Source organism: Exiguobacterium sp. RIT452, from assembly GCF_003598705.1.
GTDB classification, from domain to species: Bacteria; Bacillota; Bacilli; order Exiguobacteriales; family Exiguobacteriaceae; genus Exiguobacterium_A; species Exiguobacterium_A undae.
Map to the genome: position 1 here is coordinate 1 of NZ_QXJB01000011.1, position 12,745 is coordinate 12,745.

15 protein-coding genes are annotated in these 12,745 nt (G+C 48.8%); 14 read left to right on the top strand and 1 reads right to left on the bottom strand.

Features of this window, described 5'->3' with window-relative positions; translation table 11 throughout:
• The first annotated feature begins 28 nt into the window (after nucleotides 1-28).
• From D3D03_RS15710 to rsmI, 9 genes are read left to right on the top strand one after another with little or no spacing between them, the layout of a single operon-like run.
• Entirely contained in the window at nucleotides 29-1,447 is a 1,419-nt protein-coding gene (locus D3D03_RS15710; RefSeq protein ID WP_233550721.1) for an aminotransferase class I/II-fold pyridoxal phosphate-dependent enzyme, read from the top strand.
• Entirely contained in the window at nucleotides 1,444-2,082 is a 639-nt protein-coding gene (gene tmk / locus D3D03_RS15715; protein WP_028105334.1) for a dTMP kinase, read from the top strand. The genes D3D03_RS15710 and tmk overlap by 4 nt, the downstream gene beginning before the upstream one ends.
• The gene (locus D3D03_RS15720) at nucleotides 2,079-2,408 is read left to right on the top strand and encodes a cyclic-di-AMP receptor (RefSeq protein ID WP_012368937.1); all 330 of its coding nucleotides are present in this window, start codon (nucleotides 2,079-2,081) and stop codon (nucleotides 2,406-2,408) included. The genes tmk and D3D03_RS15720 overlap by 4 nt, the downstream gene beginning before the upstream one ends.
• A complete protein-coding gene (locus D3D03_RS15725; RefSeq protein ID WP_119924081.1) occupies nucleotides 2,408-3,400 on the top strand; it encodes a DNA polymerase III subunit delta' in 993 nt (330 codons plus the stop codon). Before D3D03_RS15720 ends, D3D03_RS15725 begins: the two co-directional genes overlap by 1 nt.
• A 6-nt stretch (nucleotides 3,401-3,406) precedes the next feature.
• A complete protein-coding gene (locus D3D03_RS15730) occupies nucleotides 3,407-4,237 on the top strand; it encodes a PSP1 domain-containing protein (RefSeq protein ID WP_026827009.1) in 831 nt (276 codons plus the stop codon).
• Complete coding sequence (gene yabA / locus D3D03_RS15735) at nucleotides 4,234-4,596, top strand: DNA replication initiation control protein YabA (RefSeq protein WP_026831563.1); 363 nt, start codon at nucleotides 4,234-4,236, stop codon at nucleotides 4,594-4,596. The genes D3D03_RS15730 and yabA overlap by 4 nt, the downstream gene beginning before the upstream one ends.
• A 49-nt stretch (nucleotides 4,597-4,645) precedes the next feature.
• The gene (locus D3D03_RS15740) at nucleotides 4,646-5,383 is read left to right on the top strand and encodes a tRNA1(Val) (adenine(37)-N6)-methyltransferase (RefSeq protein ID WP_119924082.1); all 738 of its coding nucleotides are present in this window, start codon (nucleotides 4,646-4,648) and stop codon (nucleotides 5,381-5,383) included.
• The gene (locus tag D3D03_RS15745; protein ID WP_026831561.1) at nucleotides 5,376-5,657 is read left to right on the top strand and encodes a GIY-YIG nuclease family protein; all 282 of its coding nucleotides are present in this window, start codon (nucleotides 5,376-5,378) and stop codon (nucleotides 5,655-5,657) included. The genes D3D03_RS15740 and D3D03_RS15745 overlap by 8 nt, the downstream gene beginning before the upstream one ends.
• Complete coding sequence (gene rsmI, locus D3D03_RS15750) at nucleotides 5,635-6,489, top strand: 16S rRNA (cytidine(1402)-2'-O)-methyltransferase (protein WP_026831560.1); 855 nt, start codon at nucleotides 5,635-5,637, stop codon at nucleotides 6,487-6,489. Before D3D03_RS15745 ends, rsmI begins: the two co-directional genes overlap by 23 nt.
• A 38-nt stretch (nucleotides 6,490-6,527) precedes the next feature.
• On the opposite strand, the gene D3D03_RS15755 is transcribed toward rsmI, so the two are convergent.
• Entirely contained in the window at nucleotides 6,528-6,824 is a 297-nt protein-coding gene (locus D3D03_RS15755) for a transition state genes transcriptional regulator AbrB (protein ID WP_012368944.1), read from the bottom strand.
• Nucleotides 6,825-7,164: 340 nt separating this feature from the next.
• Between D3D03_RS15755 and metG the strand changes: the two genes are divergently transcribed.
• From metG to rsmA, 5 genes are all read left to right on the top strand, one after another.
• Complete coding sequence (metG, locus tag D3D03_RS15760; protein WP_119924083.1) at nucleotides 7,165-9,120, top strand: methionine--tRNA ligase; 1,956 nt, start codon at nucleotides 7,165-7,167, stop codon at nucleotides 9,118-9,120.
• A 59-nt stretch (nucleotides 9,121-9,179) separates the two neighbouring features.
• Complete coding sequence (locus tag D3D03_RS15765; RefSeq protein WP_119924084.1) at nucleotides 9,180-9,947, top strand: TatD family hydrolase; 768 nt, start codon at nucleotides 9,180-9,182, stop codon at nucleotides 9,945-9,947.
• Complete coding sequence (locus D3D03_RS15770; RefSeq protein WP_119924085.1) at nucleotides 9,944-11,227, top strand: 3D domain-containing protein; 1,284 nt, start codon at nucleotides 9,944-9,946, stop codon at nucleotides 11,225-11,227. The genes D3D03_RS15765 and D3D03_RS15770 overlap by 4 nt, the downstream gene beginning before the upstream one ends.
• A gap of 69 nt (nucleotides 11,228-11,296) precedes the next feature.
• The gene (gene rnmV, locus D3D03_RS15775) at nucleotides 11,297-11,854 is read left to right on the top strand and encodes a ribonuclease M5 (RefSeq protein WP_026831556.1); all 558 of its coding nucleotides are present in this window, start codon (nucleotides 11,297-11,299) and stop codon (nucleotides 11,852-11,854) included.
• A complete protein-coding gene (gene rsmA, locus D3D03_RS15780) occupies nucleotides 11,851-12,729 on the top strand; it encodes a 16S rRNA (adenine(1518)-N(6)/adenine(1519)-N(6))-dimethyltransferase RsmA (protein ID WP_119924086.1) in 879 nt (292 codons plus the stop codon). Before rnmV ends, rsmA begins: the two co-directional genes overlap by 4 nt.
• Nucleotides 12,730-12,745 lie beyond the last annotated feature (16 nt).

Sequence of the window (12,745 nt, forward strand, 5' to 3'; positions counted from 1 at the left end):
ACTTTAAATCAGAAAGGACTGTACGGATATGAAAGGTCGGATGCCGATTGTTGAAGCACTGTATGCTCATGTAGAAAGGAAAGCTACTTCTTGGCACGTTCCCGGTCATAAAAACGGAACAGTACTAAACGGCTTACCTTCTTTTTTAGAATGGGATAAAACAGAGTTGGCTGGTTTGGATGATTTTCATCATCCTGAAGAAGCCATCTACGAAGCAAAACTTTTGTTGCGTCAAATCTATGATGCCTCGGACAGTCATTTTCTGGTGAATGGATCGACTGTCGGAAATTGGGCGATGTTAGCGGCAGTTGCGAGTCGTGGAGACCGGATCTATGTGCAACGGAACTCACACAAGTCTGTTTTTAATGCGTTGGAATGGTTGGGGTTATCGCCTGTTTTAATGGAACCGGACTACCATGCAACAGGAATCAGCGGAAATGTTTCACGTGAAACATTAGAAGAGGCCTTGAAGCTGTATCCCGGAGGAGTAGCAGTCTTTTTGACGTCACCCACCTATTATGGAGAAAGCGCCGAGATTGATAAATGGGTTCAATTGACGAAGTCGCACGGGTTACCCTTACTCGTCGATGAAGCACATGGTGCACATTTTGGGGAAGCTTTTGGAGTCCGTTCTGCTTTTGAGTTAGGTGCAACCGCCGTTGTTCAATCTGCCCATAAGACCTTACCTGCATTGACGATGGGGGCATGGATCCATGAACGTTTCACGGATGACGAACGAAGACGGCTAACACGTGCGCTTCAAGCCTTTCAAACGTCCAGTCCTTCCTATTTGCTTATGGCTTCGCTTGATTTTGCCCGTGATTACCGTCAACAATTTACGGTTGAACAGATGTTGGAAATACGGAACAGCCATGAAGACTTTCACGAACAACTCAATCAAAACACTGAGTTGGACGTATTTACGTTTGATGATTGGTCGCGGATGATTGTGTCCTGCCGCGGGTATTCCGGGAGTCAAGTGTTAGCAGCATTGGCCAAGCAGGGGATAGATGCAGAGTTTGCTCTCGGGGAACATGTCGTTTGTATTTTACCGTTGCGCCTCTTACCGGAATCCGAACGAAATGCATGGATTGAACAAATCAAACAGGCACTTGATATGATGAAAACAGAAGGAATTCCCGATAAAAGGTATATGGAACAACCTATTATGGGTAAAATAAAGGTATCATCACTTGCTTGTCCACTCGATCAACTGGAGCGTACCGTGGCAGTCGAACGGTCTCTTGAAGAGGCAGTCGATTTTGTTTCACTTGAGACGATCATTCCCTATCCCCCCGGTGTTCCACTCTTACTACGGGGCGAACGGGTGACGCAAGCACACATCGAAATGATGAAGCAGTATATGACCACATCCGTCCATCTCCAAGGTGGAGAGCTTCTATATGAAGGGAAATTGCGTGTGATACAGGAAGGAATTACAGAATGACAGGAACTTTTATTACCGTAGAGGGGCCAGATGGCGCCGGAAAAACGACTCAATTACAACTACTTGCAGATCATTTGAAAGCCGAAGGATATGAAATCGTGATGACGCGGGAACCGGGCGGCACACGAATCGGTAATGAAATTCGATCATTGATTTTGAATCCGGATTTTAAAGAGATGGATGAGATGACCGAAATTCTACTGTACGCAGCGTCACGCGCGCAACATGTCAATGAATTGATCCGTCCGGCTCTTGCCGCCGGGAAAATCGTGTTATGCGACCGGTTCATCGATGCATCGATTGCCTATCAAGGGTATGGACTGGGTTATTCCATTGAACAGGTGCAGGAAATCAACCGGCAAGCTACAAACGGTCTGACACCCGATCGGACTTATCTGTTTGACTTGACGGTCGCGGATTCGAAACGACGGATGGTGGAGCGGGGGGCGCTCGATCGGATTGAGCAACGAGATGACGGCTTCCGTCAACGGGTATATGAAGGATTTTTGACATTAGCCGAACAGGAGCCGGAGCGGATTCAACTGGTGGACGCCAACCACTCAATCGATGACTTACAACAAATCTTGCGTCAGGATGTCCTGACCTATCTAGAGAAAAGGGAGCGATTATCATGAAAATGGTTATTACGATTGTTCAAGATAAAGACAGCTTACGTTTAGCAGAAGCATTAGTCGAACATGATTTCCGAGCGACAAAACTTGCAACGACGGGTGGATTCCTGAAAGAGGGAAACACGACGTTCATGATTGGTGTTCAGAGTGAACGCCTGGATGACTTGATGCGTCTGATTAAAAAGAATTGTTCGAGCCGGGAACAGATGGTTTCGCCAATCTCCCCAATGGGCGGTCATGCTGATTCCTATATCCCTTATCCTGTTGAAGTACAGGTCGGTGGGGCGACGGTGTTCGTCTTGCCAATCGAAGGGTTTCATCAATTCTGATGCAAACATTCCATGAACTAGAACAAACACAATCGGTCATCGCGACCATTTTACAAAATTCGTTACGGACCAATCGGATCAATCATGCTTATATCTTTACCGGAGACTATGAGCCGCTTCTTTTGGAGGCGGCTCAGTTGTTCGCCAAGAGTCTGTTTTGTGAGAAAAAAGATCAAATCGAGCCGTGTCAAACATGCCGGAGTTGCCGCCGGATGGACAGTGGGAACTTGGTCGACTACTATCAAATCGAACCGGATGGGGCGACCATCAAGAAGGAACAAATTCAGCAGTTGATGCATGATCTGTCGTTGCGTGGTCTCGAAGGGGATCGCCAAATCTACGTCGTGACACAAGCGCATAAGATGACGCCCCAAGCTGCGAACAGTTTATTGAAGTTCTTTGAAGAACCGGGTGCGGGAAAAGTGGCGATTTTAATCACGAATCAGCCGCAGTTGTTGTTACCGACGATTCGTTCACGCGGTCAATTGTTAAGTTTTCGACCGGCGGATCGCCTGTTGATCGGACAGGTCTTATCCGAAAAAACGGGACGGGATAGCGAATTAACCCAACTCGCAGCACGGGTCTATCCGAAAATCGAGGATGCGGAGCAGGCATTGGTCGAAGACTGGTTTGTAAATGCGCGAGTGTCAGTGTTACAATTGATGGAGGAATTAGCGAATCGTCCGGCCGATTTACCTCTGTTCGTCCAAGAGAAATGGATCACTCAATTTAAAAACCGGCAAGATGCGCGGATTGGTCTGGAACTGGTGACGTGTTTCTTTGAAGATGTCCTGCATCTTAAACTGAATCCGTCATGGGAAATGATCACCTATGCGAACAGCCGACCATTACTTGAACAGATGGGTGGAAAAAGTCAGACGACGATCACACGTTGGTTGCAGGCAGTACTCGCAGCCGTTAAACGGATCGAAGCAAATGTTAATCCTCAATTAACAGTTGAGCGTCTCATGTTTGACTTACAGAAAGGGTAGAGCGATATGCTAGAAGTAGTAGGCGTTCGCTTTAAAGAAGCGGGCAAAATTTATTATTTTGCACCTGGACAAGAGTCATTATCACGAGGACAATCCGTCATCGTTGAGACAGTGCGGGGCATTGAATATGGTGAAGTGGTAATTGCCGATAAACAAATGGACGAAGATGATGTGGTCTTGCCGCTGAAATCGATTCTTCGCGTCGCGGATGATAAAGACGCGATGATTGTCCGTGAAAATAAAATGGCGGCGTTTGATGCGCACGCTGTCTGCGTCGAAAAAATTCGGGAGCACAAGCTCGATATGAAATTAGTCGACGTCGAATATACATTTGATCGAAATAAAGTCATTTTCTATTTCACAGCGGAAGGTCGTGTCGACTTCCGTGAACTCGTCAAAGATTTAGCCGCGGTCTTCCGGACCCGGATTGAACTACGTCAAATCGGCGTACGGGATGAAGCGAAGTTGCTTGGTGGAATCGGTCCGTGCGGCCGCGTCCTCTGTTGTTCTTCTTTCTTAGGAGAATTTGAACCCGTCTCGATCAAGATGGCAAAAGATCAAAATCTATCCTTAAATCCAACCAAGATTTCTGGTGTGTGCGGTCGCTTGATGTGTTGTCTCAAATACGAAAATGACACGTACGAAGAAATGCGACGCGATTTGCCGGATTACGGAAAACGTCTGACCGTTCCTGAAGGGGAAGGACGGGTCGTTGGTCTGAATATCCTCGATCAAATCGTCCAAATCGAATTAAAAGACCGTTCCCGGGTCCTCACATACTCGATGGAGGAATTACTGTCCGTCGGTGCCGTAAAACAAAAACGACCAAAAGAATGACGGGGTGCATACGCGTGGAGAGAGTCGATAAAAAAGAAATCATTACGCGTGTCGATGCGATCGAGCAACAGATTCACTTGCTGACGGAGCATCTGAGCGTGTTAAAAGATCAGCTTGCTTATATGATGGAGGAGAATCAACACCTTTATCTTGAGAATCACCACCTCCGTGAGAAAGTGGAGCGTGATGAACAACAACCGATCACGGAAGAAGCGGAAGCGGAAGCCGGGGTTGGAGCCGGTTATGACAATTTAGGACGGCTCTATCAAGAAGGGTTCCATATTTGTAACCTGCATTATGGTCAAGTCCGTAAAGACGGAGACTGTCTGTTCTGCTTGTCCATGTTAACGAAACATTGAGAGGCTGACTTCCTAGGAGTCAGTCTTTTTTTCAGAAAGGAAGAACTGTATGGCTGAATTACTATCAGATGAGCGACTTGATCATCTGCTTGGAAAAGAAGGGCACATCATTCAAAGTCCCAGCGTATTTTCATATTCGCTTGATGCCGCGTTACTCGCACAATTCGCCTGGGTACCGATCCAACAAGGGAAATTAGTGGATCTTTGCGCCGGCAACGGGGCCATTCCGTTATTTTTATCGTACCGGACCAAAGGGACGATCACCGGTCTTGAAATTCAACCGCGTCTGGTCGACATGGCACGGCGCAGCATCGCGTTTAACGAAAAACAGGACCAGTTGAAGATGATCGAAGGAGATGTCAAGGAAGCAGGAAAACAGTTGGGATACGGGCTGTACGATGCCATCACGTGTAACCCGCCATACTTCTTGGCTAACGAATCCTCGAACCGGAACCAAAGTGAACATTATACGATTGCCCGGCACGAAGTCTTGTGTACGCTGGAAGATTGTATCCGGTCGGCCGCCGATCTCCTGAAGCAAGGCGGGAAAACGGCATTTGTCCATCGCCCGGAGCGTCTGCTCGACATCGTGACCTTGATGCGTCAGTACCGGCTCGAACCGAAGCGGATGCAACTGATTTATCCGAAAGAAGGCAAAGAAGCCAACATGCTGTTGATTGAAGGCATCAAAGACGCCAAACCGGGGTTGAAAGTATTGCCCCCGTTCATCGTGTATGAACAGGATGATACGTACACCGAGCAGATGCGGAACCAGTTCGATGTCTGAGCACCACGCCGTCTATATCGTCCGTTGTCGGGACGGCAGTCTCTATACCGGATATGCCGTCGATGTTGAAAAACGGCTGGCGACACATAATGCCGGACAAGGGGCAAAATACACCCGGGCCAGACTGCCGGTCGTGCTCGAATACACCGAAACATTCACGACGAAGTCAGACGCCTTGAAACGAGAGTATGCAATCAAACAACTGACACGGACCAAAAAGGAACAACTCATTCAAGGAGGGATGACATCGCATGAAAGCAACCAGCAGCTTTAAAGGACAAACGGCGGGACTGTACATCGTTCCGACGCCGATCGGAAACTTAGAAGACATGACGTACCGGGCTGTCCGGATTTTACAAGAGTCGGATCTCGTCGCGGCGGAAGATACACGACAAACGATGAAACTCTTTAATCATTTTGAGATCGAGACGAAACTCGTCAGTTACCATGAACACAATAAACAGGTCAGCGGAGCACGTTTGCTCGCGGACTTACAGGACGGCAAACAAGTCGCACTCGTCTCGGACGCCGGGATGCCGGGCATTTCCGACCCGGGCAGTGATTTGATTCGCTTGGCGATCGACGCCGATGTACCGGTCATCGTCTTACCCGGAGCGAATGCAGCTTTGACGGCACTTGTCGCATCCGGTCTTGCGACGGAACGGTTCCTCTATTACGGGTTTTTACCGCGCAAGAAAAAAGAACGCCGGGAGGCACTGGAAACGGTTCGGTATGAGAGCGGCACCCTGATCTTCTATGAAGCACCCCATCGTTTAAAAGAGATGCTGGGGGCCTTGCGAGACGTACTCGGTGACCGTCAGCTGACGTTAGCCCGGGAACTGACGAAACGGTATGAAGAATACATCCGTGGATCAGTGACGGAAGCCCTCGAATGGGCGGGAGAAGACGTCCGCGGCGAGTTTGTCGTCATCGTCGAAGGAACAACCGAGGAACGGCCGAGCGAAATCGCGCAAGAAGCCGATCCGCTGCAACAAATCGAACGGTACATCGAACAAGGGGAAAAACCGAATGCTGCCTTGAAACGAGTGGCCAAGGAGCGGGGACTTGATCGTCAGGAACTGTACCTCCGTTATCATGAATCCTAAAAAAAGAAGCGACTCCGTTTGGAATCGCTTCTTTTGGCTTATTCGTTTCCTGCGTAATGACGATCGAGGAAATCTTTTAACTCAACGAGGACACGTTGTGCGCCGTCTGGAGAGAGAATCAATTTACCGTCTGCCAATTTGAAGTTATCTTCTGATACTTCGCCTGTTACTTGGCAAGTCATGTTTGGTTTGTATTTTTTAAGGATGATCTGCTCGTTGTCGACATAAATCTCGAGTGCATCCTTCTCTGCGATTTGAAGAGTCCGACGAAGTTCAATTGGAATAACTACCCGACCGAGCTCGTCTACTTTACGTACAATACCTGTTGATTTCATTTTGTTGTTCCTCCTCTGATGTCTAGGTTCTCTTTTTTTTTGGAAAATCGTCAAAATTCGACATCACTTCTATAGAATGTAGAATACTAAACTTTCCAAAAGTAGTCAACCAATCTGAATAGCTTGAAATCAAAATGTCATTTATTTCTCAAAAAAACCATATCTGAAACGATTTATTAATAGTTTTTCCCTTTTTAAAGGAAACGAAACTATTGAGTGTGTTTTTCTGTAATTTGATGTCTGATGTCAAAAAATGTTTCGATTCGACAAAAAACGAGTTTCGACACAGACGACAGAACAGCGTATAATAATGAAATGAAATACAGAACGGAGGAATATCATGGCAAAAACATTTTATATCACGACACCGATTTATTATCCTAGCGCAAAGCTACATATCGGTCATGCATACACGACGGTCGCGGGAGACGCGATGGCACGTTATAAACGCCTTCAAGGATTTGATGTTCGTTACTTAACAGGAACAGATGAGCACGGACAAAAAATTCAGGAAAAAGCAAAAGAAGCGGGCGTGTCGGAACAAGAGTTTGTCGACGGCGTCGTTGAACAGATCAAAGTCTTGTGGAATCGCCTGGATATCTCGTATGACGACTATATCCGGACGACAGAACCGCGTCACAAGGAAGTCGTGGAACGTGTGTTTGAGACGTTACTCGAAAAAGGGGACATCTATCTCGGCGAATATGAAGGATGGTATTCCGTTCCGGACGAAACGTATTACACCGAGTCACAACTCGTTGACGGCAAAAGCCCGGACAGCGGTCATCCGGTCGAACTCGTTCGGGAAGAGTGTTACTTCTTCCGAATCAGTCAATACGCGGATCGTTTAGTCGAGTACTATGAAGCGAACCCATCGTTCATCCTACCGGAATCGCGGAAACATGAGATGATCAACAACTTCATTAAACCAGGTCTTCAGGATCTTGCGGTCTCCCGGACAACATTCGATTGGGGCGTAAAAGTACCGTCGAACCCGAAACACGTTGTCTACGTCTGGGTCGATGCGTTGACGAACTACATCTCATCGCTTGGTTACGGGACGGATGATCAAGGAAACTTCGATAAATACTGGCCGGCGGATGTTCATCTGGTCGGAAAAGAAATCGTCCGCTTCCATACAATCGTTTGGCCGGCATTGCTGATGGCGCTTGACCTGCCGCTTCCGAAGCAAGTCTTTGCACACGGCTGGTTACTGATGAAGGATGGGAAGATGTCGAAGTCAAAAGGAAACGTCGTCGATCCGATTCCAATGATCGACCGGTATGGACTCGATGCGTTACGTTATTATCTGCTTCGTGAAGTGCCATTTGGATCAGACGGGATGTTCACACCAGAAGCATTCGTCGAACGGATGAACTTTGACCTTGCGAATGATCTCGGTAACTTACTCAACCGGACGATTGCGATGATCACAAAATACTTCGACGGTGTCATCCCGACCTATGTCGGAAATGTCACGCCGTTTGATGAGACATTGTCGACGCTTGCGAAAGAAACGGTCGAGAAAGTCGAAGCATCAATGGAGCATATGGAATTCTCGGTCGCTTTGTCGCACATCTGGCAATTGATCAGCCGGGCGAACAAGTACATCGATGAAACACAGCCGTGGGTGCTTGCAAAAGACGAAGCGAAAACAAACGAATTGGCTTCTTCGATGGTCCATCTGGTCGGCGCATTACGCCACGTTGCGATCATGCTGCAACCGTTCATGACACGTTCTCCAAAAGAAATGTTCCTTCAGCTTGGTCTTGAAGGACAGCCGATGGACTGGACAGCCCTTGAACAATTCGCAGCAATCGAGGAAGGAACAAAAGTGGGCGTCGCCCAACCGATCTTCCCGCGTCGCGACATGAAAGAAGAAGTCGAGGCAATCGTCGAGATGATGAAACAAGCGTCTGCTGCACGTGTCGAAGAAGAGACTGTCGAAGAAGAGGTCGATGCCGACGAGCGTCCGGAGACGACGATTGATGTCTTCGATCAAATCGAACTGCGTGTCGGGGAAGTCGTAACGGCTGAAAAAATCAAAAAAGCAAAAAAATTGTTGAAGTTAACCGTTGATATGGGGAAAGAGACCCGTCAAATCGTCTCTGGAATCGCTGAATGGTACGAGCCGGAAGATTTAGTCGGTCGGAAAGTCATCGTTGTCGCCAATTTAAAACCGGTCACATTACGGGGAGAATTGTCACAAGGAATGGTGCTGGCTGCTGAAAAATCAGGTAAGCTTGAACTAGCGACGGTCCCATCAACGATGGCAAACGGAGCAAGCGTAAAATAATTCAGATGCCTGTGGACTTCATGTCGCAGGCGTTTTTTTGAAAGAGGGAGTCGAACGGTATGTTAATTGATACACACACACATTTAAATTCGGATCAATTCGACGGTGACGTCGAGGAAACGATTGAACGGGCACGCGCAAACGGCGTGTCACCGATGATTGTCGTCGGATTTGATCATAAGACGATTGACCGGGCGATGGAACTGGTCGAGCACTATGATGATCTTTATGCGGTCATCGGCTGGCATCCTGTTGATTCGATTGATTTCGACGACGCGGCCTATCAGAAAGTCGAACGGTTGATGGATCATCCGAAAGTCGTCGCCCTAGGGGAAATCGGACTGGATTACCACTGGGATACATCACCGAAGGATGTCCAAGAAGAGGCGTTTCGAAAACAAATCCGCTTGGCGAAACAAAAAAATAAACCGATCGTCATTCACAACCGCGAGGCGACGGAAGATACACTCCGTATCCTCGAAGAAGAAGACGCCAAGGAAGTCGGTGGGATTTTGCACAGCTACAGCATGAGCGCAGAACTGTTACCGCGCTGTCTGGCGATGAACTTCTATATCTCACTCGGTGGACCCGTGACGTTTAAAAATGCGAAGACACCAAAACGGGTGGCGCAAGAAGTGCCGCTCGATCGTTTGCTCGTTGAGACGGACTGCCCGTACCTGACACCAACTCCATACCGCGGAAAACGAAACGAACCGGCGTACGTCCGATTCGTTGCGGAAGAAATCGCACAGTTGCGCGGGATGATGTATGCGGATATCGAACAGGCGACGACTGAAAACGCAAAACGCGTCTTCCGGCTTCCATGATTCGATCGGTCGCTTATATGACGATTGGCGCGACGCTGTTGCTGATCGCCAGTCTACTGTATCTGTCGATGGATCACCCCCGTACGGTTACGATCATGGTGGATGGACGCGAAACACAGGTCGAGACGCTTGAGACTTCGGTGTACGGCGTGTTGCAGGAAGCGGGGATTTCCGTCCGCGCTCAGGATGAAATCGAGCCGGCGCTCAGTGCCGATCTTCCGGACAATGATTTGATTGTCGTTCAACCGGCGAAAGAAGTCACCTTGATCATGGGGTACGGGGAAGCACAAACCGTCAGAACCCAAGCACGGCGGGTGGATGATCTATTGAAGGAACGCGGCATTAAACAAATGGAGACCGACGACATTTATCCGGCAAAAGATGCGGTCTTGACGACCGGGATGACGGTCCGGTACCGGGAAGCGTTCCCGGTCGAATTGATCGTTGAAGGAAAAGCCCGGGAAATCTATACGTATCAGACGACAGTCCGGGAGCTGTTGGCGATGCAGGGCGTGAAGCTGCAAGCGGAAGATAAAGTATTGCCGAGTCTTGAGACGACGGTCCAAAAAGATATGCTCGTCACGGTCAATACGACGCGGCGTGCTGTTTTGACGGAAGAACAGCTGTTACCGTTTGAGGTCGAGACGATTGAAGACGATACACTGCCGGTCGGCGAACAGTTAGTGACGAAAACCGGACGCCCCGGGATCCGGACGCAAAAGTACCAATTGACGCTTGCGGACGGTCTGAGCAAAGAAAAGAAATTAATTGCGAATGATGTGACGAGTCAACCGGTTAAACAAGTCGTGAAAGTCGGAACAAAACCCGTCGAGGCGGTTGCCGCCACACCGGCACCGGTCTTCGATACGGAAAAAGCGACAGTGCCGTTAGCGGAAGCACCTCAGGCTGCAACGGATTTGGATTTTAAAGAAGCGAAAACCCTGATGGTGGAAGCAACAGCCTACACCAATGATCCGGCATCGAACGGAAGTCGGTTGTATGATGGACGTGCCTTGACGGCAACCGGTTACGACGTGACGGATACGATCACGTACCAAGGGTTACCAATCATCGCCGTCGATCCGAAAGTCATCCCGCTCGGCACAAAAGTTTATGTCGAAGGAGTCGGGCTTTCGATTGCGCTTGATACCGGCGGTGCGATCAAAGGCAATAAAATCGATGTTCTTGTAGACGGTGAAACGACAGCGAAACAGTTTGGTCGAAAAACGATTCAGATTTGGGTCATTCCGAACGAAGCAGAGACGGAAGCGGGCAATTGACGCTTCCTTGTTTTTTTTGTGGAAACAGGTACAATTACGGAAGTGTTTGAAAAAGGTGGAGAAGAAACGATGCGGAAACGCTTAAAAGAAGTCATCGTCGTAGAAGGACGGGACGATACGACACGGTTACAGGAAGTATTCGATGTCGATACAATTGAAACAAACGGTTCTGCTGTCAACGAACAGACGTTGCAACGCATCGCGAAAGCGCTCGAACGGCGCGGTGTGATCGTCTTTACGGATCCGGACTTCCCCGGGGACCGGATCCGGGCACGGATCAACGAGCGGGTTCCGGGATGTAAACAGGCTTACTTGCCACGGGCGGATGCCAAAGACAAACGCGGTAAAATCGGCGTCGAACACGCGTCACCGCAGGCGATTGAACGAGCCCTCAGCGCAGTGTATGAGACAGAAGAACAGCAGGAAGCGGAAGTGACGCGGGACATGATTCTCGCAGCCGATTTGATTGGCGGACCTGCTGCTTCGAAACGTCGCAAACGGCTTGGACAGGTGCTTGCAATCGGAGAGCCGAACGCGAAACAACTCGTCAAACGGGTGGCGTCGATTCGGATTACGAAACAAGAATGGGAAGATGCTTTGAGACAGATAGAGGAGGAACAGGATTGAAAGACATTGCAACATTGCACCGGACAAAGGAAATCTTGGCAAAACACGGATTTTCCTTCAAAAAGTCGTTAGGGCAAAACTTTTTAATTGATTTAAATGTACTGGGGAACATCGTTGGTGCCGCCGATTTAACACCGGACAGCGGAGTGCTTGAAATTGGTCCCGGGATTGGCTCGTTGACGGAGCAATCTGCGAAACAAGCGAAAAAGGTCGTGGCCCTTGAAATTGATCAACGGCTTTTACCAATCCTGGATGATTCACTGGCACCGTATCCTCACGTCAAGGTCATCCACGGTGATGCGCTTGAGCTCGATCTTGAGACAATCGTCGATCAGGAATTCACGCAACAAGGCATTACCGATCTTGCGGTCGTCGCGAACCTTCCATACTATGTGACGACGCCGATCATCATGCGGATTTTGGAAGCACGGACACCGTTCCGGACATTGATCATGATGATTCAAAAAGAGGTGGCGGAACGAATCGGAGCGAAACCGGGGACAAAAGCCTACGGCTCGTTATCGATTGCCATTCAATACTATGCGGAAGCGGAAGTGTGCTTCACGGTTCCGAAACACGTGTTCATTCCGGCACCAAACGTCGATTCGGCTGTCATCCGTCTGAACATCCGAAAGGAACCGGCCGTTAAGACGTTGGATGAGAATTTGTTCTTTGAAGTGACGCGTGCCAGTTTCGCGCAACGTCGGAAGACGATTTTGAATAACTTATCCAGTCACTTCGGAAAAGCCGAGAAAGAGGCGGTTGAGGCAGCGTTGCACGAAGCGGGAATCGATCCGCGCCGTCGCGGTGAGACACTCAGTCTGCAGGAATTCGCACAGCTGGCCGACGCACTTTTGCCGATTAAAAAACGTTGACGGTAGACAAAAGAAC

Excerpts from the sequence above, each read along its gene's own strand:
- D3D03_RS15710 (WP_233550721.1), top strand. The coding sequence starts at position 29 with ATGAAAGGTCGGATGCCGATTGTTGAAGCACTGTATGCTCATGTAGAA.
- tmk (WP_028105334.1), top strand. The coding sequence starts at position 1,444 with ATGACAGGAACTTTTATTACCGTAGAGGGGCCAGATGGCGCCGGAAAA.
- D3D03_RS15720 (WP_012368937.1), top strand. The coding sequence starts at position 2,079 with ATGAAAATGGTTATTACGATTGTTCAAGATAAAGACAGCTTACGTTTA.
- D3D03_RS15725 (WP_119924081.1), top strand. The coding sequence starts at position 2,408 with ATGCAAACATTCCATGAACTAGAACAAACACAATCGGTCATCGCGACC.
- D3D03_RS15730 (WP_026827009.1), top strand. The coding sequence starts at position 3,407 with ATGCTAGAAGTAGTAGGCGTTCGCTTTAAAGAAGCGGGCAAAATTTAT.
- yabA (WP_026831563.1), top strand. The coding sequence starts at position 4,234 with ATGACGGGGTGCATACGCGTGGAGAGAGTCGATAAAAAAGAAATCATT.
- D3D03_RS15740 (WP_119924082.1), top strand. The coding sequence starts at position 4,646 with ATGGCTGAATTACTATCAGATGAGCGACTTGATCATCTGCTTGGAAAA.
- D3D03_RS15745 (WP_026831561.1), top strand. The coding sequence starts at position 5,376 with ATGTCTGAGCACCACGCCGTCTATATCGTCCGTTGTCGGGACGGCAGT.
- rsmI (WP_026831560.1), top strand. The coding sequence starts at position 5,635 with ATGAAAGCAACCAGCAGCTTTAAAGGACAAACGGCGGGACTGTACATC.
- D3D03_RS15755 (WP_012368944.1), bottom strand. The coding sequence starts at position 6,824 with ATGAAATCAACAGGTATTGTACGTAAAGTAGACGAGCTCGGTCGGGTA.
- metG (WP_119924083.1), top strand. The coding sequence starts at position 7,165 with ATGGCAAAAACATTTTATATCACGACACCGATTTATTATCCTAGCGCA.
- D3D03_RS15765 (WP_119924084.1), top strand. The coding sequence starts at position 9,180 with ATGTTAATTGATACACACACACATTTAAATTCGGATCAATTCGACGGT.
- D3D03_RS15770 (WP_119924085.1), top strand. The coding sequence starts at position 9,944 with ATGATTCGATCGGTCGCTTATATGACGATTGGCGCGACGCTGTTGCTG.
- rnmV (WP_026831556.1), top strand. The coding sequence starts at position 11,297 with ATGCGGAAACGCTTAAAAGAAGTCATCGTCGTAGAAGGACGGGACGAT.